The organism is Streptomyces sp. NPDC059255, from assembly GCF_042752355.1.
Lineage (GTDB): Bacteria > Actinomycetota > Actinomycetes > Streptomycetales > Streptomycetaceae > Streptomyces.
Window position 1 is genome coordinate 280,327 of the sequence record NZ_JBHYZP010000005.1, and the last position, 21,993, is coordinate 302,319.

At 73.2% G+C, this 21,993-nt stretch carries 22 protein-coding genes and 1 pseudogene; 18 read left to right on the forward strand and 5 right to left on the reverse strand.

The genetic code is table 11. The features are described 5' to 3' along the window. Positions 1-34: 34 nt before the first annotated feature. From ACFXKG_RS10055 to ACFXKG_RS10070, 4 genes are all read left to right on the forward strand, one after another. Complete coding sequence (locus ACFXKG_RS10055) at positions 35-727, forward strand: ABC transporter permease (RefSeq protein ID WP_384835141.1); 693 nt, start codon at positions 35-37, stop codon at positions 725-727. A gap of 2 nt (positions 728-729) precedes the next feature. Further along, the gene (locus tag ACFXKG_RS10060) at positions 730-1,497 is read left to right on the forward strand and encodes an ABC transporter permease (protein WP_384835295.1); all 768 of its coding nucleotides are present in this window, start codon (positions 730-732) and stop codon (positions 1,495-1,497) included. Between the two features lie 36 nt (positions 1,498-1,533). Next, on the forward strand, positions 1,534-2,529 hold the full coding sequence (locus ACFXKG_RS10065) for an ABC transporter substrate-binding protein (RefSeq protein WP_384835144.1): 996 nt from the start codon (positions 1,534-1,536) through the stop codon (positions 2,527-2,529). A gap of 175 nt (positions 2,530-2,704) precedes the next feature. Beyond that, positions 2,705-3,919 carry a hypothetical protein gene (locus tag ACFXKG_RS10070; protein ID WP_384835147.1) on the forward strand — a complete coding sequence of 405 codons (1,215 nt, stop codon included), beginning with the start codon at positions 2,705-2,707 and terminating at the stop codon, positions 3,917-3,919. Positions 3,920-3,999: 80 nt separating this feature from the next. Here ACFXKG_RS10070 and ACFXKG_RS10075 read toward each other — a convergent pair whose 3' ends face one another. Continuing rightward, complete coding sequence (locus ACFXKG_RS10075) at positions 4,000-5,151, reverse strand: NADH-quinone oxidoreductase subunit D (RefSeq protein WP_384835149.1); 1,152 nt, start codon at positions 5,149-5,151, stop codon at positions 4,000-4,002. A 107-nt stretch (positions 5,152-5,258) separates the two neighbouring features. Further along, positions 5,259-6,248: an SAM-dependent methyltransferase gene (locus tag ACFXKG_RS10080; protein ID WP_384835298.1), complete on the reverse strand. Its 990-nt coding sequence runs from the start codon at positions 6,246-6,248 to the stop codon at positions 5,259-5,261. Positions 6,249-6,427: 179 nt separating this feature from the next. Between ACFXKG_RS10080 and ACFXKG_RS10085 the strand changes: the two genes are divergently transcribed. The 3 genes and pseudogenes from ACFXKG_RS10085 to ACFXKG_RS10095 all read left to right on the forward strand — a co-directional run bounded on the left by ACFXKG_RS10085 (position 6,428) and on the right by ACFXKG_RS10095 (position 9,038). Continuing rightward, positions 6,428-7,627: a histidine kinase gene (locus ACFXKG_RS10085; protein ID WP_384835152.1), complete on the forward strand. Its 1,200-nt coding sequence runs from the start codon at positions 6,428-6,430 to the stop codon at positions 7,625-7,627. A gap of 132 nt (positions 7,628-7,759) precedes the next feature. Continuing rightward, a complete protein-coding gene (locus ACFXKG_RS10090; RefSeq protein WP_384835155.1) occupies positions 7,760-8,431 on the forward strand; it encodes a response regulator in 672 nt (223 codons plus the stop codon). A gap of 5 nt (positions 8,432-8,436) precedes the next feature. Beyond that, a pseudogene (locus tag ACFXKG_RS10095) lies at positions 8,437-9,038 on the forward strand (AAA family ATPase). 27 nt (positions 9,039-9,065) lie between these two features. Here ACFXKG_RS10095 and ACFXKG_RS10100 read toward each other — a convergent pair. Next, the gene (locus ACFXKG_RS10100) at positions 9,066-10,160 is read right to left on the reverse strand and encodes a DUF5937 family protein (RefSeq protein WP_384835158.1); all 1,095 of its coding nucleotides are present in this window, start codon (positions 10,158-10,160) and stop codon (positions 9,066-9,068) included. Positions 10,161-10,245: 85 nt separating this feature from the next. On the opposite strand from ACFXKG_RS10100, the gene ACFXKG_RS10105 reads away from it, so the two are divergent. Continuing rightward, a complete protein-coding gene (locus ACFXKG_RS10105; protein WP_384835161.1) occupies positions 10,246-10,467 on the forward strand; it encodes a hypothetical protein in 222 nt (73 codons plus the stop codon). Between the two features lie 125 nt (positions 10,468-10,592). Here the strand turns inward: ACFXKG_RS10105 and ACFXKG_RS10110 are convergent, their stop codons facing one another. Then, on the reverse strand, positions 10,593-11,906 hold the full coding sequence (locus ACFXKG_RS10110; protein WP_384835164.1) for a threonine aldolase family protein: 1,314 nt from the start codon (positions 11,904-11,906) through the stop codon (positions 10,593-10,595). A gap of 153 nt (positions 11,907-12,059) precedes the next feature. On the opposite strand from ACFXKG_RS10110, the gene ACFXKG_RS10115 reads away from it, so the two are divergent. The 10 genes from ACFXKG_RS10115 (at position 12,060) to ACFXKG_RS10160 (ending at position 20,854) form a co-directional block, all read left to right on the forward strand. Beyond that, positions 12,060-13,010 carry a Rossmann-like and DUF2520 domain-containing protein gene (locus ACFXKG_RS10115; protein WP_384835167.1) on the forward strand — a complete coding sequence of 317 codons (951 nt, stop codon included), beginning with the start codon at positions 12,060-12,062 and terminating at the stop codon, positions 13,008-13,010. A gap of 152 nt (positions 13,011-13,162) precedes the next feature. Further along, positions 13,163-14,272 carry a pantoate--beta-alanine ligase gene (panC, locus tag ACFXKG_RS10120; RefSeq protein ID WP_384835170.1) on the forward strand — a complete coding sequence of 370 codons (1,110 nt, stop codon included), beginning with the start codon at positions 13,163-13,165 and terminating at the stop codon, positions 14,270-14,272. Continuing rightward, complete coding sequence (locus tag ACFXKG_RS10125; protein WP_384835173.1) at positions 14,269-16,149, forward strand: L-aspartate oxidase; 1,881 nt, start codon at positions 14,269-14,271, stop codon at positions 16,147-16,149. The genes panC and ACFXKG_RS10125 overlap by 4 nt, the downstream gene beginning before the upstream one ends. Before the next feature lie 2 nt (positions 16,150-16,151). Next, positions 16,152-17,213 (forward strand): carboxylating nicotinate-nucleotide diphosphorylase, encoded by a 1,062-nt coding sequence (gene nadC / locus ACFXKG_RS10130; RefSeq protein ID WP_384835176.1) that lies wholly within the window; start codon positions 16,152-16,154, stop codon positions 17,211-17,213. Then, positions 17,213-18,010 carry a type III pantothenate kinase gene (locus ACFXKG_RS10135; protein WP_384835179.1) on the forward strand — a complete coding sequence of 266 codons (798 nt, stop codon included), beginning with the start codon at positions 17,213-17,215 and terminating at the stop codon, positions 18,008-18,010. The genes nadC and ACFXKG_RS10135 overlap by 1 nt, the downstream gene beginning before the upstream one ends. A gap of 253 nt (positions 18,011-18,263) precedes the next feature. Further along, the gene (locus tag ACFXKG_RS10140) at positions 18,264-18,938 is read left to right on the forward strand and encodes a hypothetical protein (RefSeq protein WP_384835302.1); all 675 of its coding nucleotides are present in this window, start codon (positions 18,264-18,266) and stop codon (positions 18,936-18,938) included. Between the two features lie 14 nt (positions 18,939-18,952). Next, positions 18,953-19,138 carry a hypothetical protein gene (locus ACFXKG_RS10145; protein WP_384835182.1) on the forward strand — a complete coding sequence of 62 codons (186 nt, stop codon included), beginning with the start codon at positions 18,953-18,955 and terminating at the stop codon, positions 19,136-19,138. A gap of 142 nt (positions 19,139-19,280) precedes the next feature. Next, positions 19,281-19,811 carry a BlaI/MecI/CopY family transcriptional regulator gene (locus ACFXKG_RS10150; RefSeq protein ID WP_384835185.1) on the forward strand — a complete coding sequence of 177 codons (531 nt, stop codon included), beginning with the start codon at positions 19,281-19,283 and terminating at the stop codon, positions 19,809-19,811. Positions 19,812-19,820: 9 nt separating this feature from the next. Then, entirely contained in the window at positions 19,821-20,375 is a 555-nt protein-coding gene (locus ACFXKG_RS10155; RefSeq protein WP_384835188.1) for an amino-acid N-acetyltransferase, read from the forward strand. A gap of 143 nt (positions 20,376-20,518) precedes the next feature. Continuing rightward, positions 20,519-20,854, forward strand: a complete 336-nt coding sequence (locus ACFXKG_RS10160; RefSeq protein WP_365806118.1) for an Lsr2 family protein — start codon at positions 20,519-20,521, stop codon at positions 20,852-20,854. Here the strand turns inward: ACFXKG_RS10160 and ACFXKG_RS10165 are convergent. Further along, positions 20,833-21,594: an SCO3374 family protein gene (locus ACFXKG_RS10165; RefSeq protein WP_384835191.1), complete on the reverse strand. Its 762-nt coding sequence runs from the start codon at positions 21,592-21,594 to the stop codon at positions 20,833-20,835. The genes ACFXKG_RS10160 and ACFXKG_RS10165 overlap by 22 nt on opposite strands. Positions 21,595-21,993 lie beyond the last annotated feature (399 nt).

Sequence of the window (21,993 nt, forward strand, 5' to 3'; positions counted from 1 at the left end):
CGTGTGGGCGCGGCCGGACGGGGAGGCGGGGTGGATGGGTACGCAAGGATGCCTGGCGGCGAACGACTGGATCTGCGGAGAATATCTGCGCTCCCGTAGCCAGGAGTTGATCGACGCCACGGTCCAGCACGTGTGGATCACGGTGGTCTCGGTCGTCATCGGAGTGCTGGTCGCATTTCCGCTCGCGCTGCTCGCGCGCAGCAGGCCCTCGTTCACCGCCCCCGTACTGGGCCTGACGACCCTGCTCTACACGATTCCCTCGCTCGCGATGTTCTCGCTGCTGCTGCCGCTCTTCGGGCTCTCGGCCGGTCTGGTGATCACGGGCCTGGTGCTCTATTCGCTGACCATTCTCGTCCGGAACATCATGGCGGGGCTGGCATCGGTGCCGGAAGAGGCCAGGGAAGCGGCCCGCGGGATGGGATACGGACCGGGCCGGCTGCTGTGGGAGGTCGAGCTGCCGCTCGCGCTGCCCGCGCTCATGGCCGGTGTGCGGATCGCCACGGTGTCGACGGTCGCGCTGACGACGGTCGGCTCGATCGTGGGGCGCGGCGGGCTCGGCAATCTCATCGAGGACGCCTTGCAGAGCTTCTTCAAGGCCCAGGTCCTGACGGCGTCCGTGCTGTGCGTGCTGCTCGCCGTCACCGCCGACCTGCTGCTGCTCGGGGTCCAGCGGGCGCTGACGCCCTGGACCCGCATACGCACGCGCCCGGCGAAGGCGGTGGGGTGACCATGGGTGTCCTCGGGGACGCGTGGGGCTGGCTGACGACGGGCGCCAACTGGTCGGGCGACGGCGGGGTGTGGCACCGGCTGGAGGAGCATGTCGTCGTCAGCGGGGTCGCGCTGGCGCTCGCCTGCGCGATAGCCCTGCCGCTGGCCCTCTTCCTGGGACACCTCGGCAAGGGCGGCGCGCTCGCGATCAACATCTCCAACGTGGGGCGGGCGGTCCCCGTCTTCGCCGTGCTCGCGCTCTTCATGGTCTCGCCGCTGCGCAACTCGGGCTCGGTGCCCACGATCATCGCGCTGGTGCTCTTCGCGGTGCCGCCCCTGCTGACCAACACCTATGTGGGCATGCGCGAGGTGGACCCGGCGGTGGTGGAGGCGGCGCGGGGCATGGGGATGTCCGGGCGCCAGGTCTTCGTCCGTGTGGAGCTGCCCCTCGCCTACCCGATGATCATGACCGGGCTCCGGTCGGCCGCCGTCCAGGTGGTGGCCACGGCCACCATCGCCGCGATGGTGGGCCAGGGCGGGCTCGGCCGGATCATCACCGCGGGGTTCAACACGTACGACACCGGGCAGGTGGTCGCGGGCGCGCTCCTCGTCGCACTCCTGGCGCTGCTCGTGGAGGGCGCGCTGGTGGCGCTGGACCGCCTGATCGACCCGGCGCCGTCCCTCACCGGAACCCCGGCCGACCCGGGTGCCGACACTCCCGCCGACGGCGGGACCCCCGCGCGCACGCCCGACCGTGCGACCGACCACGGTGCGACGACGACCGTGTGAGACAGGCTTTTCGCCCCTTTTGGAGAGTGGACCATCATGAGCAGAACCTCGCGTTTCGCGAGCGCCGTACTGGCCGTCGCCGCGCTGACCGTGTCACTCGCCGCGTGCGGCGGTGACAGCCTGGAGAAGAACAAGAGCGGCACGGACTCCGGTTCCGGATCCGACGCGGCCGCCGGGTCGGGGAAGAAGGGCTCCCTGGTCGTCGGCGCCGCCGCCTTCACGGAGTCCAAGGTGCTGGCGGAGCTGTACGCCCAGATCCTGGGCGACGCCGGCTACGCCACGTCCGTCACGACCGTGAAGAACCGTGAGCTGTACGAACCGTCCCTGGAGAAGGGCGAGATCGACGTGGTGCCCGAATACGCCGCGACGATCACCGAATTCCTCAACGCCAAGGTCAACGGGGCCGACGCGGCGCAGGAGAAGCCCCTCGCCTCCAGCGACGCCGCCGCGACCGTCGCCGAGCTGAAGAAGCTCGCCGAGCCGCGCGGGCTGAAGGTGCTCCCCGCCGGCCAGGCCGTGGACCAGAATGCCTTCGCGGTCAGCAAGGAATTCGCGGACAAGAACAACCTCAAGACCCTTTCCGATCTTGGAAAATCCAAGATCAAAGTCAAGATCGCCGCAGGCGACGAGTGCGAGGTACGGCCCTTCTGCGCGCCGGGTCTCAAGAAGACCTACGGCATCGACGTGGCGGGCATCGACCCCAAGGGAGTCGGCACACCGCAGTCCAAGCAGGCGGTCAAGGACGGCGTCGACCAGATGGCCCTCAGCTCCACCACCGACGGCACGCTCGACAGTTACGGACTCGTGGTGCTGGAGGACGACAAGAAGCTCCAGAACGCGGACAACGTACTGCCGGTGGTCAATGCCAAGGACGCCGGTGCGCAGGAGATAGCCGATGCCCTCGGCAAGCTGACGGACGCCCTGACGACCGCGGATCTCGCGCAGTTGAACCTCAAGGTCGACGCCGAGCGCGCCAAGCCCGAGGACGTGGCCAAGGAGTATCTGGAGTCCAAAGGTCTGGTCAAGAAGTAGCCGAGGCGCGCCGCGTGATCGGTAAACGCGCGGTAAGTGGCAACCGGCAAAACGGAGTTCTGTAGAGGAAACAGGAGACGAACGGGAGGGAAGGGGGCGGAGGGCCGACAACAGGCGGAGAAAGATTGTCCGACCGGTTCCCCAATCGGCCTCCACGCACGGTAAATTTCAGGCCATGCCACGTGGACGCCACCGCCATTCCCCACCTCTCCACAAGCTTCTGCCGCCGACGGCGGTCGCCGGAGCCGCGGTCCTCTGCGCCGCGGGTGCCTGGCTCTTCGCGGATCCCCTGGTGCTCCGCGGACTGACCGCGGCGGCGGCCGCCGCCGCGGTCGGCGGCGCGGTCTTCATGCGGAGCTGGGACCGGAACGCGGGCCGCCGTGTCGCCGAGCTGACGCGCGGCCGGGAGAGCGACCACTGGAAGACCGAGGAGCGCACGGCCGAGCTGGAGGCCGACGTCGAGGAGTCGCGCGAGCTGCGCGCCAAGCTGGAGGCCAAGCTCCGCTCCAAGCGGATCGAACTGGCGGGCCTGCGCGGCGAGCACGCCGCGCTGCTGCGCCGGTACGCCACGGCCGAGACGGAGCGGGCCACCGCGCTGGAGGGGCGGCGTCAGCTCGCCCTGGAGGCGGCGGCCGAGCCCAAGGCGCTGACCGCCGCGAGCAGTGGGCCGGGCAAGGCCGCGTACGTCGGTGCGGCGCGTGCCCTGGACGAGCTGACGCGTAACGGCGTGGCCCAGCAGGTGAAGCGGACCGTCGAGGCGGCCCGCGCCCGCGATCTGGCGGAGCGGGCCGCCGAGGCGGAGGAGGAGCCGCAGGGGAAGCACGCGGCGGCCGTCGGGGCCGAGCAGCACAGCCGCCCGTCGTCCGCCGCCTCCACGCCGTCCGCGCCCCGCGTACCGGTGGCGTCCGCGATCGTCCCGTACTCCCCGGCGGGCCGGCCCGCGCGGCGCCCCGAGGGCGGTTTCGACTTCTTCGGCGCCCAGTGCGCGCACGTCCTGGAGGACCAGCACGACCAGCACCACCAGAACAACCAGCACGACCAGAACGGCGACAAGCCTGCGGACCCGGAGGGCACCGGCGCGGGTACGGGTACGGGCGCCGGAAACGGAACCGGCGCGGGGACGGCCCCCGGCCAGGAGCCGGAGGCCCCGGCAGCCGAGGCGGACGCCCCCGTACCGGCGGACATCCCCGTACCGGAGGACGCCCCCGTACCCCTGGACCGGCTGGCGCGTGTGGCGCGGGAGGACCTCGCCGACGTGGTGGGCGAGGAGGCGCTCGCCGAGCGGCGCAGGACCGAGGACCGGGGGGTCGGCCAGGTCATCGACCTGACCGCGCACGACGAGACGGAGCCGCTTCCCCTCGGCGAACTGCGCGGCGCGATCAGCTCGTGACGAGAAGCTTCGTGAGGCTTCGCGGGGCTTCGTGACGCGAGGGTGGGCAGGGCACGCCCCGCCCACCCGCCTGCGCCGGGCTACTTGTCGATGTCGCCGACGACGAAGAACAGCGACCCCAGGATCGCCACCATGTCGGCGACCTGCGTCCCGGGCAGCAGCTCCGTCAGTGCCTGGATGTTGTTGAACGAGGCGGAGCGGAGCTTCAGCCGGTACGGGGTCTTCTCGCCCTTCGACACCAGGTAGTAGCCGTTGACGCCCAGCGGGTTCTCCGTCCAGGCGTACGTGTGGCCCTCCGGCGCCTTCAGCACCTTGGGCAGCCGCTGGTTGACCGGCCCCGGCGGCAGCTCCGTGAGCCGGTCCAGACAGGCGTCGGCCAGTGCCAGCGCGTTGTGCGTCTGCTCCAGCAGGCACTCGAAACGGGCCAGGCAGTCGCCGTCCTCCCGGGTCACCACCGTGAGCACGTCCGCCAGCTCGCCGTACGCCAGGTACGGCTCGTCGCGGCGCAGGTCGAAGTCGACCCCGGAGGCCCGCGCGATCGGCCCCGACACCCCGTACGCGTGCACCGCCTCCCGCGACAGCGCCCCGACGCCGCGCGTGCGCCCCCGGAAGATCTCGTTGCCGAGGACCAGCCGGTCGTACACGTCCATCCGCGAGCGCACGTCGGCGATCGCGTGCCTGACCCGGCCCGGCCAGCCCGCGGGCAGATCCTCCTTGAGACCGCCGACCCGGTTGAACATGTAGTGCATCCGGCCGCCGGAGATCTCCTCCATCACCGCCTGGAGCTTCTCGCGCTCCGTGAACGCGTAGAACACCGGGGTGATCCCGCCCAGTTCGAGCGGGTACGAGCCGAGGAACATCAGGTGGTTGAGGACCCGGTTCAGCTCGGCGAGGAGCGTCCTGGTCCAGACGGCGCGCTCGGGGACCTCCATGCCGAGCATCCGCTCGACGGCCATCACCACACCCAGCTCGTTGGAGAACGCCGACAGCCAGTCGTGGCGGTTGGCGAGCATCACGATCTGCCGGTAGTCACGCGCCTCGAAGAGCTTCTCCGCGCCCCGGTGCATATAGCCGATCACCGGCTCCGCGTGCTGGATCACCTCGCCGTCGAGCACCAGGCGCAGCCGGAGCACCCCGTGGGTGGAGGGGTGCTGCGGACCGATGTTGAGCACCATGTCGGTGCTCTCCGCCGCGCCGCCGATGCCGACCGTCGTCCGGGTGGTCTCCGTCATGGCGACAGTCTCTCAGAGGGGCGTGCAGGCGCCGACGTCAGAGGCCGGGCGCCCGGTGCGGCTCGTACGGCTACGGCTCATGCGGCTCGTGCGGCTCGTGCGGCTCGCTACGGTTCCTCCCGGTCCCCCGTTCCCCACACGTCCCGGGGCGCGATCCCGACCGGCTGGGTCAGCCAGCCGAAGTCCCCGAGACCGCCGCGCGCCGTCAGCTCCGCCGCCTCGCCCGCCCCGGCGAGCGCCCGTACGTACGCCGCCGGGTCCGACGCCGCCAGGGCGAGCGGCGGGCGGTCGCCCCGCACGCCCAGCCGGTGCAGCGCCTCGCGCTGGGTGAGCAGCTCGGCGCCGGGCAGCGGGCAGGCGGCCGCGCACGCGTCCAGCGCCACATGCGCGGTCAGGTCGCCGGTCCCGTCCGGTACGGGGGCCACCTCCCGGCCCGCGCGGAAGCCGGTGAGCGTGCCGAACGGCGGCCGGGCGCGCCGTACATGCGCGTAGTCCACGGCGACCGCGAGCCCCCGCTCCAGCGTCCCGACCGCCGCCGCCCAGGCCTCGTCGCGGGGGCGGCCGATCTCCGCCCGGCTGCCGGGCCCGGCCGGCGGCCACCAGCGGTCGAGCCAGCGCGCGTCCGCGCCGCCGACCGGACCGCCCAGCTCCTCGGAGCCGTCCGGCCGCACCAGGACGTACCGTACGGTCCCCCCGGGATCCGTCCCGGCGATGTCGAGCGGCACATTGTCCAGCCACTCGTTGGCGAAGAGGAGCCCGTGGACCCCGGCCGGCGGCTCCGCGCACCACTCCACGCGCGGGTCGAGCCCCGGCGGACGCGCGGCGCGCTCGACGGCGTACGGATGCACGGTCAGCCCCTCCGGAACCGCCCCCAGCACGCCGGTCAGCAGCTCGCCCCGGCCCGCGCCGACATCGACGAACGCCACCTCGTCGCGGTCGAGCAGCCGCGCGGTCCGCACCAGCAGCCGGGCGACCGCGGCGGCGAAGAGCGGGGAGGCGTGCACCGAGGTGCGGAAGTGTCCCGCGGGGCCCTCGGGGCGCAGATAGAACCCCCCGGGGCCGTACAGCGCCGCCTCCGCCGCCGGGCGCCAGCGCACCGGCCCCGGGCCGCCCCGGAGGCGGGGCGCGCCCCGGGGCCCGCCCGCCGATTCACCTGCCGACTTACCCGTCTCATCCGTCACGGCGCCAAGTCTCCACCTTGGGGAGTACGCTTCCGCCGACCGGATCGATCCTCCGGTTGACCCTCAGGCTTATCCACTTCCCTACGCTGGGTTACGTGCAGCGCTTCTACGAGTTCCTCCGCCGACACCCGACGGGCGTCGACAGCTTCTGGGCTGTCCTGCTCTTCGGGATCTCGTTGTTGTGGGCGGTCCAGCAGAATCTCGGCGTCGAACGACGGCTGATCGCCATGGCGGTGGCCGTACCGCTGTCCCTGGCCGTGGCGCTGCGGCGGCGCGCACCCGAGAGAATGCTGCTGCTGGTGGCGGCCGTGGGGGTCGCGCAGCTCGTGCTCGGCGTGCACCCGGGGCCGGCCGACTTCGCGATGCTGGTCGTCATCTACACCGTCGCCGCGCGCGGCGGACCGCGCTGGGGCCCCCGGTTCGCGCTGGCCGGTAGCCTGCTCGCCGCGCCGCTGTCCCAGCTCCGCTGGCCCATGACGGAGGAGGGCATCGCCGGCCGGATCTTCCTGACCGTGGTGCTGACGGTGCCGTTCGTGCTGGCCTGGGTGCTGGGCGACTCGATGCGGACCCGCAGCGCCTACTTCGCGCAGCTGGAGGAGCGGGCCACCCGGCTGGAGAAGGAGCGCGCGGCGCAGGCCAAGGTGGCGGTCGCCGCCGAGCGCGCCAGGATCGCCCGCGAGCTGCACGATGTCGTCGCGCACAACGTGTCGGTGATGGTGGTCCAGGCGGACGGCGCCGCCTATGTCCTGGACGCCGCGCCCGACCAGGCCAAACAGGCCCTGGAGACCATTTCGACCACGGGGCGGCAGGCGCTCGCGGAGATGCGCCGGCTGCTGGGCGTGCTGCGGACCGGCGACGCCAAGGAGAGCGGCGAGTACGTTCCGCAGCCCGACGTCGGACAGATCGAGGACCTGATCGAGAACGTACGGGCGGCGGGCCTGGCCGTGGACTTCAAGATCGAGGGCACCCCGCGGCCGCTGCCCAGCGGCGTGGAGCTGACCGCGTACCGCATCGTGCAGGAGGCCCTCACCAACTCGCGCAAGCACGGCGGCCCGGACGTCGGGGCCAGCGTCCGGCTCGTCTACTTCGACGACGGGCTCGGCCTGCTCGTGGAGGACGACGGCCGGGGCGCGGCGCACGAGCTGTACGAGGACGGCGGCGCCGACGGACGGGGCCACGGGATGATCGGCATGCGGGAGCGGGTCGGTATGGTCGGCGGCACGCTGGACGCGGGCCCGCGGCCGGGCGGCGGCTTCCGGATCAGCGCGCTGCTGCCGCTGAAGGCAGCACACTAGTGTCCGGGCCGGTGTCCTGGCCGCGGACGCCCTGCCCGGTCCCTCCGTACGCCCCGCACGCCCCGGCCCCCGGCTCCTCCGGACCGCCGTACCAGCCGGCCCCCTGATACCCCCTACGGACAAGGACCCCCGATGTCGATCCGCGTGATGCTCGTCGACGACCAGGTGCTGCTGCGGACCGGGTTCCGTATGGTGCTGGCCGCGCAACCGGACATGGATGTCGTCGCGGAGGCCGGGGACGGCGCCGAGGCGATCGAGAACCTGCGCTCCACCGACGTGGACGTCGTGCTCATGGACGTACGGATGCCCCGGCTGGACGGCGTCGAGGCGACCCGCAGGATCTGCGCCGTGCCCGATGCCCCGAAGGTCCTGATCCTCACCACCTTCGACCTCGACGAGTACGCCTTCTCCGGGCTCAAGGCCGGGGCCAGCGGCTTCATGCTGAAGGACGTGCCGCCGGGCGAGCTGCTGAACGCGATCCGCGCCGTCCACAGCGGCGACGCGGTCGTCGCGCCGTCCACGACACGGCGGCTCCTCGACCGCTTCGCGCCGATGCTGCCCAGCAGCAATAAGCCGGAGCACCGGGAACTGGAGCGGCTGACCGACCGGGAGCGCGAGGTCATGATGCTGGTCGCGCAGGGCCTGTCGAACGGTGAGATCGCCGGCCGTCTCGTGCTCTCCGAGGCGACCGTGAAGACGCACGTCGGCCGGATCCTCACCAAGCTCGGGCTGCGCGACCGGGTCCAGGTGGTCGTCCTCGCCTACGAGTCGGGACTGGTCAGGGCGGGTGGCGGGGCGGGCTGATCCGGATGCTGGTGTGGCTCAACGGCCCTTCGGAGGCGGCAAGACCCAGACCGCCTTCGAGATCCACCGGCGGCTCCCCGGCAGCGTCGTCCGCGACCCGGAGCACATCGGCTTCGGCCTGCTCCGCACGCTGCCGCCCGCGCTGCGCGGCGACTTCCAGAACCTGACCGCCTGGCGGCAGGGCGTGTACGAGGCTCTCGATCCGGCCCTGCGGGAACACGACGGCACGGTGATCGCCCCGATGACCCTGGTCGACGCCGGCTACTTCGACGAGATCGTCGGCCGGCTCCGCGAGAACGGCCACGACGTGCGGCACTTCGCGCTGCCGGCCGAGCGCGCGACCGTACTGCGGCGGCTGACCGAGCGCGACCGGGGGCGGGGGCTGCAGCGCGAGAGCTTCGCCGTCAGGAAACTGGACCACTGCCTGGAGGCGCTGGCCGAACCGCTGTTCGCCGAGCATCTGCACACCGGCCGGCTGACGCTTCCCCAGGTCGCGGACCGTGTCGCCGCCTCCGCCGGGCTGCGGCCGGCACCGAACACGTACGGACGGCGGCGCCACCGGCTGCGCCGGATCCGCGTGGGGCTGCGCCACATCCGCTTCGCCTGACCCGGCTGCCCCGCCTGCCCGCCGCGGTCAGCGCAGCAGTCCCTCCAGGAAGTCGCTGCCGAGCCTGGCCACCACGGCGACGTCGAGCTGGTGCATCACATAACGTCCGCGCCGCCGCGTCGTCAGAAGCCCCGCCTTCCGCAGCACCGCGAGATGGCGGGAGACCTCGGGCGCCGTGATCCCGTGGGCGTCGGCCAGCTCGCTCGTCGTGTGGTCGCCGCGGGAGAGGCTGCGGCACAGCCGGATGCGCGTGGGGTGGGCGACCGCTTCGAGCCGCAGCTTGACCGTCTCCACCGGGGTGACGTCGGCCAGCTCACGGCTCGCCACCGGATACTGCACGACGGGCTGCCAGCCCGGCGCGTACAGCGCGACGAGATGGGGCCGGCCGAACGCGGTGGGCAGGAACGTCAGCCCCGAACCCTGCGCGGTCGTACGGGCGTGGGCCAGCTTGTCCACCACGATCCGCCGCCGCGGCCCGTCCTCCTCCAGGGTCATCGCGGGGGAGACCGCGGCCAGCGCCTCCGCGAGCCCCTTGTGACGCAGGATCTCCGTCTTGTGGCGGGCGTCGGCGGCGAGCTGGCTCCGGACCCGCCGCCAGGTGTCCGCGAAGAACGCCTCGTCGCAGTCCTCCAGCAGCCGCCGTATCCAGGCCCGGACGGCGGGCGGGTCGGCCAGCATGCGCTGGACGAACGCGGCCTGGGCCGGACCGCGCGCCGCCGCCAGATCCAGGGCGCGCCGCCGGGCGCCCTCGTCGGTGAGCGGGGAGTACGCGTCCTCCCCGCGGGCGTTCGGGGCGGCGCAGGAGATCTCCAGCGCGGCCCCGACATAGCGCTCGTCGTCCAGCCGGTCGAGGTCGTCGAGCTCCTCGGCGAGCGTCTCCCGGGGCGTGGGAGGCAGCAGGATGTCCGCGCGCGCCGAACGCCACATGAAGTCCGCCTCATGCAGCCGGTCGGCCAGCTCGGGCTTGAGCGCGGCCTGTGTGGTGGTGATCCAGCCGTGCAGCCGGGCGTGGTGGGCGGGCTCGGACAGCGCGTGCAGCGCGGCGGCCAGCTCGGCCAGTGGTGAGGGGCCGAAGGCGACCCGTTCCTGGGGGAGTCCGGTGACATCGATGAACACGCTCATGACCCCATGCTGCCTTCCCTCCGTCGATTGACGATGCCCGTCAATCGGCGGGCCTGCAGGGCGCAGCCCGGCGCAGGGTGGGTGCATGGACGCCATCCAGCAGCACATGCTCGACAGCTACCGCACGGCCCGTCGGGGCGAGAGCGCCCCACCGCTGCCCGGCAGGTACGACCGCGAGACGGTACGCACGATCCTGGAGTACCGCCGTACGCACCGGGCCACCCCGCACACCGCCTGGTACACCCGGCTCACCCGGCTCCCGCGCCTGCCCCGCAGAGGCTCACCACGGGGCGCCGCCACCCGGTGACGCCGGCCGGTGGTGCCCCGTACAGCCGGCCCGTGACGCTGCCCGGTGCCGCCGGCCCGTGACGCCGCCCGGTGACGCACCTCGGTGCCGCCGGCCCGTGACGCCACCCCGGCGGCTACCGACCGTCACGCCGCCTCGTCCGGCCGCCGTCCGTTCCGCTTTGCGCCCGCCACCTCCTCGTCCCGCCTCGCCTGTTCCTCCCGTACGCGGTCCACGAAGTCCCCGACCGCCGCCCGTATGTCCCGCGCCGACCACTCCAGACCCGGCCGCGTCACGGTCACCTCCGTGAAGGCGACCCCCGGCGGCCCGGCGGGCGCCGGGTGCCAGGCACGGAACAGCGTCACCTCCGTCTCCTCGGCCTGCCGCACCGCCGCTTCGTTCAGCACCTCGGGCGCGTACGGCAGCCACACCTGGAACTGATGGGTGTGCGGCGGCTCGGGGTGGACGCGGAACCACGGCACCGGCGCCGCGGCCAGGCTCTCCGCCAGTGCCCCGGCCACCACGCGCGCGTGCGCGACGTACGAGGGCAGGCGGGGCAGCTCGCGCTCCAGCCCCAGCAGCGCCGACAGGGCGGCCGGGAACTGCTGGAAGACCTGGCCGCCGTAGCGGTGGCGCCAGGTGCGCGCCTCCTCCACCAGCTCCTCGGGGCCCGCCAGCGCCGCGCCCGACAGGCCGTCCAGGGACTTGTAGAAGGACACGTACACGCTGTCCGCCAGGCCGGCGACCTCGGCGAGCGGGCGCCCGAAGTGCGTGGCGCTCTCCCACAGGCGCGCGCCGTCGAAATGCACCACCGCGTCCCGCTCGCGCGCCGCCGCCACGACGGCGGTCAGCTCGTCCCAGGAAGGGAGGACGAAGCCCGCGTCCCGCAACGGCAGCTCCAGCATCAGCGTCCCGAAGGGCTCGGCCAGCTCCCGTATCTCCCGCGCGGTCGGCAGCCGCGGCTCCGTCGTCGGACGGACCGTGAGCAGCCCGCTCACGGCCGACAGCGCGTCACGCTCATGGACCTCCGGGTGGGCCAGCGGATGCAGCGCCACCGTGCGGTTGCCCGTACGCCCCGCCCAGCACCGCAGCGCCACCTGCTGCGCCATCGTCCCCGAGGGGAAGAACGCGGCGGCCGGGAAGCCGAGCAGCCCGGCCACCCGCCGCTCCAGCTCGGCGACGACCCCGTCCCCGTACATGTCCGCGTCCTCGTCCAGGTCGTGCACCTCGCCCGCGTCCGCCGCGAGGGCCGCCAGCCGCTCGCCCAGCCGCAGATCCATGGCGGGGCGCGCCAGCACGCGACGCGACGCCCGCCACGCGGCCAGCCTCCGCCGCCGTACGGCCTCGGCCGCCTCCGCCGCCCCGGCCGGAGGACCGCTCTCCTCGGCCGCGGGTCCGGTCTCCTCGGCCACCGGTCCGGCCTTCTCGGCCGCTCCGGCCGTCCCGCTCGTCTCGTTCATGCGCCGATCATCGCCCACGCCGCACCCGCCGCGTCCGGCCCTGTGGATATCGCCCACAGCCTGTGGACAACTCGGGTGTCGGTGCGAAACGCTGGCGTAGCATGGCGAGAAATCGTCCGGTACCCCCTGCGGACTGGAACGGAAGGCCCTCGCGTGAACGCATCAGCTCAAGAGTCCTTCGATCCCCGGGACCGCCCGGCCCGGCTCACGGTCGGCGTCGTCGGGGCGGGCCGCGTCGGACCGGCGCTCGCCGCGTCCCTCCAGCTCGCGGGACACCGCCCGGTCGCCGTCTCGGGTGTCTCGGACGCCTCCGTACGGCGGGCGGGCGCCCTGCTCCCCGACGTCCCGCTGGTCACCCCGGCCGAGGTGCTGGCCCGCGCCGAGCTCGTCCTGCTGACCGTTCCCGACGACGCGCTGCCCGGGCTGGTCGAAGGGCTGGCCGAGACCGGTGCCGTACGGCCGGGACAGCTCCTCGTCCACACCTCGGGGCGGTACGGCACACAGGTCCTCGACCCGGCGCTGCGGGCGGGCGCCCTGCCGCTCGCCCTGCACCCCGCGATGACCTTCACCGGCACCTCCGTGGACGTCCAGCGGCTGGCGGGCTGCTCGTTCGGGGTCACCGCGCCGGAGGAGCTGCGGCTGGCCGCCGAGGCGCTGGTCATCGAGATGGGCGGCGAGCCCGAGTGGATCGCGGAGGAGGCCCGTCCGCTCTACCACGCGGCCCTTGCCCTGGGCGCCAATCACCTGGTCACGCTGGTGGCGCAGGCCATGGAACTGCTCCGCGCGGCCGGAGTCGCCGCCCCCGACCGGATGCTCGGGCCGCTGCTCGGCGCGGCCCTGGACAACGCGCTGCGCTCCGGCGACGCGGCCCTGACCGGACCCGTGGCGCGCGGCGACGCGGGCACGGTCGCCGCGCATGTCGCCGAGTTGCGCACGCACGCGCCCGGCGCCGTCGCGGGCTACCTCGCGATGGCCCGTACGACGGCGGACCGGGCGCTCGCGCACGGCCTGCTCAAGCCGGAGCTGGCGGAGGACCTGCTCGACGTGCTCGCGGGCGGCGACAGCCTCGGGGACACCCGCGGCGGCGCGGGAGGCACCCGATGAGCGTGATCAGCCCCGCCGGCCCGACGGCGGAAGAGCCCGGCCGAACGGAGAACCCCGGCCGAAGGGGAGAGCCCGCCGGAGCCGGAGCGAGCGCCCGCGACGGAGAGCCCGCCCGAGCCGGAGAGACCAGTGAGACCGGAGTGACGGACCCCATGAGCACAGAGCCCGCGAGCACGGATCCCGCGAGCACGGCCCCCAAGGGCCTCGAACTCGCCGCCACGCGCGCGGAACTCGACCGCGTCCTGGACCGGCGCGCCCCCGGCGCCCGGATCGGCGTCGCGTTGACGATGGGGGCGCTCCACGAAGGCCACGCGACGCTCGTACGGGCCGCCCGCACCCGGGTCGGCCCCCGGGGCCTGGTCGTGGTCACCGTCTTCGTCAACCCGCTCCAGTTCGGCGCGGGGGAGGACCTGGACCGCTATCCGCGCACCCTCGACGCCGATCTGAAGGTCGCGCGGGAAGCCGGCGCCGATGTCGTCTTCGCGCCGGGTGCCGACGAGGTCTACCCCGGTGGCGCCCCTCAGATCACCCTCACCGCGGGCCCCATGGGCGAGCACTTCGAAGGCGCCTCACGCCCCGGCCACTTCGACGGCATGCTCACCGTCGTCGCGAAGCTCCTCCACCTCACCCGCGCCGACGTCACCTTCTTCGGCCTCAAGGACGCCCAACAGCTCGCTCTGGTCCGCCGGATGGCCCGCGACCTGAACTTCCCGGTCGAGATCGTCGGCGTACCGACGGTCCGTGAGGACGACGGCCTCGCGCTCTCCAGCCGCAACCGCTACCTGTCCGTGGCCGAGCGCCGTACCGCCCTGGCGCTCTCCCGGGCCCTGTTCGCCGCCCGCGACCGCCTCGCCGCCCAGCACGCGCTGCGTGCCCGCGCCGCGTCCGCCCCGGCGCCCGGCGCCCGCGCCGCCCGTCTCTCCGCCCTCGGCGAGGCCCGCCTCGCCGCCGACGCCCACGCGGTGGCCGCCGCCGGTACGCCGGGCACGCCGGATCCCGCCGAGACCGCGGCGGGCGGCCCCGGCGCGCCGGGCCGGCCCTGCGGGGCCGACGCCGTGCGGACCGCCGCCCGGGCCGTCCTCGACGAGGCGGCCCGCGCCGTGCCGCCGCTGGAGCTCGACTACCTCGCCCTCGTGGACCCCGCCGACTTCACCGAGGTCCCCGACGGCCACACCGGTGAGGCGGTCCTCGCCGTCGCCGCGCGGGTCGGCACCACCCGGCTGATCGACAACATCCCCCTGACCTTCGGAGCTCCCCAGTGACCGGACGCCCGACCGGAACCGGATCCCCGGCCCGAACCGGCATACGGCTGACCGCCCCCGCCCCCGGCTGGGCCGTCGACGCCGATGTGGTCGTGGTCGGCTCCGGCGTCGCCGGTCTCACCACGGCCCTGCGCTGCACCGCCGCCGGGCTCCGCACCGTCGTCGTCACCAAGGCCAGGCTGGACGACGGCTCCACCCGCTGGGCACAGGGCGGCATAGCCGCCGCCCTCGGCGAGGGCGACACCCCCGAGCAGCATCTCGACGACACGCTCGTCGCCGGCGCCGGACTCTGCGACGAGGAGGCGGTACGCGTCCTGGTCACCGAGGGCCCGGCCGCCGTACGGCGCCTCATCGACACCGGCGCGCACTTCGACACCTCGGCCGAGGGCGCGCTCCAGCTCACCCGCGAGGGCGGCCACCACCGCCGCCGTATCGCCCACGCGGGCGGCGACGCGACCGGCGCCGAGATCTCCCGCGCCCTGGTCGGGGCCGTCCGCGACGCCGCGCTCCGCACCGTGGAGAACGCGCTCGTCCTGGACCTCCTCACCGATGAACAGGGCCGTACGTCGGGCGTCACCCTCCATGTCATGGGCGAGGGGCAGCACGACGGCGTGGGCGCCGTCCACGCCCCCGCCGTGGTCCTCGCCACCGGCGGGATGGGCCAGGTCTTCTCCGCGACGACCAACCCCGCCGTCTCCACCGGCGACGGCGTGGCGCTGGCGCTGCGGGCCGGCGCCGAGGTCTCCGACCTGGAGTTCGTGCAGTTCCATCCGACGGTGCTGTTCCTCGGCGCCGGGGCCGAGGGCCAGCAGCCGCTGGTCTCGGAGGCGGTACGGGGCGAAGGCGCCCACCTCGTCGACGCCGACGGCGTCCGCTTCATGCTCGACCAGCACGAACTGGCGGAGCTGGCCCCCCGCGACATCGTCGCCAAGGCGATCATGCGCCGGATGCGGGAGCAGGGTGTTGAGCACATGTATCTCGACGCGCGGCACTTCGGCGCGGAGATGTGGGAGACCCGCTTCCCGACCATCCTCGCCGCCTGCCGCTCCCACGGGATCGACCCGGTGACGGAGCCGGTCCCGGTGGCCCCCGCCGCCCACTACGCCTCCGGGGGGATCCGTACGGACCTGCGCGGCCGTACGACGGTCCCGGGCCTGTACGCGAGCGGCGAGGTCGCCTGCACGGGGGTCCACGGAGCCAACCGGCTGGCCTCCAACTCCCTCCTGGAGGGCCTGGTCTTCGCGGAGCGCATCGCCGCCGACATCGCCGCCGACATCGCGGACGGCGTCGCCGACGGCATGACGGCCGGGCCCGCCGAGGCCCCCGCCGTCCCGGTCGAACCGGCCGGCACGCCCCATCTCCCGCTGATCGCCCCCGAGGCCCGCGCCGACATCCAGCGCGTCATGTCCCGGGGCGCCGGAGTGCTCCGGTCGGCCGCGAGCCTCCGGGCCGCCGCGACGGCCCTGGAGGCCGTGTCCCAGCAAGCACTGAGCCCCGAGTCCGCCCCGGCCGGCGAGATCCCCGGCGAGACCTCCGACGGAACCCCCGGCAAGGCCGCCGTCCCGGGCGTGGACGCCTGGGAGACGACGAACCTCCTCTGCGTCGCGCGGGTCCTGGTCGCCACCGCCCTGGAGCGCGAGGAGACCCGCGGCTGCCACTGGCGCGAGGACCACCCCGAGCGCGACGACACCGACTGGCGCGCCCATCTCGTCGTCCGGCTCGACCCCGACCCCGACCGCGGCCCGGTGCTGCGCCGCACTCCGACCGCGGCCTTCCCGCCCGTCGATCCCCCGTACCTCCCCGCCGAACCCCCTTCCCACGTCGCCCCGGATTCCGACGTACCCCCACGCCCAGCCAACGCCCCCAGGGAGCCGTAACCGTGAGCACGCCCGAAGTCAGTCCGCGCCCCGAGCCCGTGGACGTACCGCTCATCCAGATCGGCGCCCCCGCCGAGGCCACCACCGGCGGCTGCGGTGACCACTGCGGCTGCGGCGGCGAGGACGGATACGCCCTCGACGGCTCGGACGGCCTGGAGTGCGGTCTCGACCCCGCCCTCGCCCAGCTCCTCGCCGACGCCGGTCTCGACCCCGTCCAGGTCGAGGACATCGCCCATGTCGCGATAGAGGAGGACCTCGACCGAGGCGTGGACGTGACGACCGTCGCGACCGTCCCCGAGGACGCCGTCGCCACCGCCGACTTCACCGCCCGGGAGAGCGGCACGGTCGCCGGGCTGCACATCGCGGAGGCCGTCCTCTCCCTCGTCTGCACGGAGGAGTTCGAGGTCGAGCGGCACGTCCTGGACGGCGACCGCGTCGCGGCCGGCCAGAAGCTGCTCAGCGTCACCGCCCGCACCCGCGACCTGCTCACCGCCGAGCGCAGCGCGCTCAACCTCCTCTGCCGCCTCTCCGGTATCGCGACCGCCACCCGCGCCTGGGCCGACGCGCTCGAAGGCACCGGAGCCAGGGTCCGCGACACCCGTAAGACCACCCCGGGGCTGCGCGCGCTGGAGAAGTACGCGGTGCGGTGCGGCGGTGGCGTCAACCACCGGATGTCGCTCTCCGACGCCGCCCTGGTGAAGGACAACCACGTCGTCGCGGCGGGCGGCGTCGCCGAGGCGTTCAAGGCCGTACGGGCCACCCTGGAGGAGAGGGGCACGCCCGACCTGCCCGTCGAGGTGGAGGTCGACACCCTGCACCAGGTGCGGGAGGTCCTGGACGCCGGCGCCGATCTGATCCTCCTGGACAACTTCACCCCGGCCGAGACCGCCGAGGCCGTCGCCGTCGTCGCGGGCCGCGCCGTCCTGGAGTCCTCGGGACGGCTCACGCTCGGCAACGCGCGCGCCTACGCGGACACGGGCGTCGACTTCCTCGCGGTCGGCGCGCTGACGCACTCCTCCCCGATCCTCGACATCGGCCTGGACCTGCGCGAGGTCGGCGCCTGATGCTGCTCACCATCGACGTGGGCAACACCCACACCGTCCTCGGCCTGTTCGACGGCGAGGAGATCGTCGAGCACTGGCGCATCTCCACGGACGCCCGCCGCACCGCCGACGAACTCGCCGTCCTCCTCCAGGGCCTGATGGGCATGCACCCGCTCCTCGGCGAGGAACTGGGCGACGGCGTCGAGGGCATCGCCATCTGTTCGACGGTCCCCTCCGTCCTGCACGAACTGCGCGAGGTGACCCGCCGCTACTACGGCGACGTGCCCGCCGTCCTCGTGGAGCCCGGCATCAAGACGGGCGTGCCGATCCTGATGGACAACCCGAAGGAGGTCGGCGCGGACCGCATCATCAACGCGGTCGCGGCGGTCGAGTTGTACGGCGGCCCCGCCATCGTCGTCGACTTCGGTACGGCGACGACCTTCGACGCGGTCAGCGTGCGCGGCGAGTACACGGGCGGGGTCATCGCCCCCGGCATCGAGATCTCGGTCGAGGCGCTCGGCGTCAAGGGCGCGCAGCTCCGCAAGATCGAGCTGGCCCGGCCGCGCAGCGTGATCGGCAAGAACACGGTCGAGGCGATGCAGTCGGGCATCCTGTACGGCTTCGCGGGCCAGGTCGACGGCGTGGTGTCGCGCATGGCGCGCGAGCTGTCCGACGATCCGGAAGAGGTGACGGTCATCGCGACCGGCGGCCTCGCGCCGATGGTCCTCGGCGAGGCGTCCGTGATCGACGAGCACGAGCCGTGGCTGACCCTGATCGGCCTGCGCCTGGTGTACGAACGCAACGTCTCCCGCATGTGACCCGCCGGGCGCCCGGCCGGAGAACGGACCGGGCGCCCGTTCCCCGGCCGTGGTACCGCGGACCCGCCCACACGCTCTCCGTACCGCTCTCCGGGCCCGTGAGGATGGCTCACGGGCCCGGAGAGGCCCTTTGCGTGGTCTCGCGACGCGCGTACCGCGGCCGGGCACGCCCGGAGTGGGGTATTAAGCGGATTTTGTCCCTTTGGCGCGTACTGTCGCCCCCATGCCCACGCCCTACGGATCCCGCGGCGGCATGGCCTTCGGCGCTGACGAGCTCTGTGTGCTCCGACGCGCCCTCGCCGCCGCCCTGCACCCCGCCCCGCTCCCGCGCGAAGACGTCCAGGACTGCCTGCGGCTCGCCGAGTCCGTGGACGAGGCGGTACGCGAGGCGGGGCGCATGCGGGCGTTCCTCGTCGCCGATCTGGCCCGGTACCGGCAGGCGCTCCCCGGCTCCGTCTCCGGCTATCTCGAACTGCTCCAGGACGCCCTGGCCACCGGCTACCCGCCGGGCCCCGACGATCTCGCCGCGCTGCGCGCCCTGCGGGGCAATCCGGCCGCCGCGGCCCTGTTCGACCACTGCCGGCTGCTCGCCGGGCGCTCGGTGCGCGCCCGCTTCGCGGGGGTGGGCGCCCCTCGCCGTACGGTCCCGGCGGCTCCCGCGCCCCGCACCCGGCTGCTGGCGCTGCCCGGCGGCCGGGCGGCCGACGGACCGGCGCACCCCCGCGAACCCCGTAAACCCGCCAAGCCGTCCGAGCCCGGCAAACCCGCGAAACCCGCCGAGCGCCCCGAGCCCGCCGAACCCCGGCGCCCCGCCGAGCCCGCCGAGCCGCGTCGTCCCGCGCCGGACAAGCCGATGCCCAAGCCGTCCGAGGTCTTTCCGCCGCGCCGCAGACCCGCGCCCCCGCCGGAACGGCTCGCCGCCGGATAGCTACTCTGGACGGCATGGACTACGTCTCCGCGCTGCTGCCCCCCGTGGTCATGGCCACGTTCTTCACCCTCCTGGTACGGACGATCGTCAAGAGCCAGGGCGGCCCCAACAAGGCCAAGGAGGACGCGGCGGTCGACGCGGCCCTGGCCCGCGCGGAGGCCGCCGGCGCGGGCGCCGCCCCGGACGCGCGCGGCGCCTGAGCGACTTCCGGAGTCGGCGGCCCCCGGGCTACCGGGCCGCAGGATCCATCGCCCCGTCGGACGTACGACCGGAACCCGGTCGTACGTCCTTTTTGTCACGTCAATAACCGGCCATTCGGGCATCTCGTACTACGGTGGCCGGGTGCCCCGTCAATTGGGAGACCTGGAAGACGCCGTCATGACACGCGTCTGGCAATGGAACCGTCCGGTCACCGTCCGGGAAGTCCTCGAAGACCTTCAGCGGGAACGGTCCATCGCCTACACCACCGTCATGACCGTAATGGACAATCTCCATCAGAAGGGCTGGGTACGCCGGGAAGTGGACGGCCGTGCCTATCGATATACGGCGGTCTCCACCCGCGCCGCCTACGCGGCGGCACTGATGAACGAGGCCTGGTCGAAGAGTGACAACCCGGCCGCCGCCCTTGTCGCCTTCTTCGGCATGATGTCGGCCGAGCAGCGCCGGGCCCTTGAGGACGCCGTCCGTATGGTCCGTGTGGACAGTGCGGACGCACCGGATGTCCCGGAAGCTCTCGCGGTCCCCGAAGGCGCCGAAGTCCCCGGAGCCCCCGCGGCTTCCGAAGCCCCGGAAGCGGGGCCGGAAGCAGGGCCGGAAGCGGGGGAGGGCCGGCCGGGAGAGGGCGGCGACGAGGGTTCCGGACCGGGGCGATAGCGTCCGGTCATGCCCTCAGTGCCTCCCGATACCGTGCCGCCCGTTCCCAATGCCGAAGCAAATGCCCTCACCGTACGGCGGGCCAGGACCAGGGACGTACCGGCGGTCCGGCGCCTCGTGGACGCTTACGTGAGCGAAGGCATCCTGCTCGACAAAGCGCCGGTGACGCTTTACGAGGACATCCAGGAGTTCTGGGTCGCGGAACGCGACGCGGACGGGACCGTCATCGGCTGCGGCGCCTTGCACGTGATGTGGGAAGACCTCGCCGAAGTGCGCACACTGGCCGTTGATCCTGCGGTCAAGGGGGTCGGTGCCGGACATCTTCTGCTGGACAAGTTGCTGGAGACGGCCCGCTGGCTCGGAGTGCGCCGGGTATTCTGCCTGACCTTCGAAGTCGAGTTCTTCGCGAAGCGGGGCTTCGTGGAGATCGGTGAGACGCCGGTCGACCGAGATGTGTACCGAGAGCTGCTGCGTTCCTATGACGAGGGTGTTGCCGAGTTCCTCGGTCTCGAACGGGTGAAGCCGAACACCTTGGGCAACAGCCGGATGCTTCTGCATCTGTGATCGTCCGACTCCGCAGAGCTCTATGTCCGAATCGCGTACGTTTCCCGTCCTGTTGCGTCTGTGAACCTCTCCCGGGGGTTTGTGTTTTCCTGAGAAAAGCGGTTTCCTTTCCGCGTACTGCATTTTCGATGAAAGGAAATCCGGTGGCACAGAAGGTTCAGGTCCTTCTTGTCGATGACCTCGACGGCGGCGAGGCGGACGAGACCGTGACGTTCGCTCTGGACGGCAAGACCTACGAGATCGACCTCACCACGGCCAATGCGGACAAGCTGCGGGGTCTCCTCGATCCGTACACCAAGGGCGGCCGGCGTACCGGCGGCCGTGCCGCGGGCAGCCGTGGCAAGGGGCGCCTGGCGGCCGGTGGCAACAAGGACACCGCCGAAATCCGCAAGTGGGCGAAGGAGAACGGCTACAGCGTCAACGACCGCGGCCGTGTTCCCGCCGAGATCCGCGAAGCCTACGAGAAGGCCAACGGCTGAGTATTCGCACGGAGCGTATTTCCGCGCAGCAAGCGGGCCCGGTGGCACTCGGTGGCCGCCGCGTCCACGAGCCGTACGAGATCGGGGGCACCCCCACCACTGCCCCCGTTGCCGTCGCCCCGTCCGGAGAGGGTGAGGGCCGGCAGCGTCGGCTCCACCTCGCGTCCCGGCACGGGGGGCCGCAGCCATACGGCGGCCCCTTGCGCGGTGGCGCCACCGGCCCGCCGCGGGGGAGCGGGGGACCGTACGGGCAGGGTGACGCCCACGGGTGCAGCCGCAGGTGCCGCAACGGGCACAGTCGCGGGCAGGGCGATGGGTAGGGCAGCCGGTGTGACGGCCGGTACGGGGGCGGTCATCCGTCCGCCCGCGCCGAGCGCCGCCAGCTCCAGGGCGATCCCGCCCCAGTCCAGCCAGTCGAGCAGGCCCGGCAACTCGTCCGCGCTCCCCTCGGCCACCAGCAGCCGCGTGAGGCCACCGCAGCCGCTGAGCGCCACCGGGCCGCACGCCGGGCCGATCCGCCGCAGCAGCGCGGCGCCCGCGTCGGCAGGCAGCTCCAGCACGTCGAAACGGACCCCGGTGACCAGCCGCAGCGGCACTCCGGGCACCCCGGGCACCGTCGCCCACCCGAGCCCGTCCTCGTACCATTCCGCGTACCGCCGTGCGTCGCGGTCCTCACGGTTCTCGCGGTCCTCGTGCCGCTCTTCGGACGGCGCGCGGGGAGGCGGAACAGTCGGAGCCATACTCCGGGCAACTCCCGACGCCCGCCCGGAGTTACGGTGAGTTGTCCCCTCGTCGCCCACAGTCCCCGATTCGGGGGCGCGCGGGCGCGTTCAGGAGCGCAAGGGTGTTCGCCCGTAGCGGAGGGAACCGGGGTGCGCCGCATGGAGTGTCCGTGCTTGCGGGTAAGACATTCCTAGTGGGAAGGGGCGACACGCGGTTCAGGACGCCTCACGTTCGCCATCGGCGTAGTGATGCGTGGGGTATCTGCCTGGCCTGCGGGAACATCGTCTCGCACCATCGGGTTGAAGCTGTTGTCCGGCGTTCGGGGCTGGGAGCCTGGGACAGGTAGTCGGCAGTTGGAATGAGCGGTCCCCGCTTGCGGGACTAAGCTGCGGAAGGACAGGGAGGGGACCGACCCC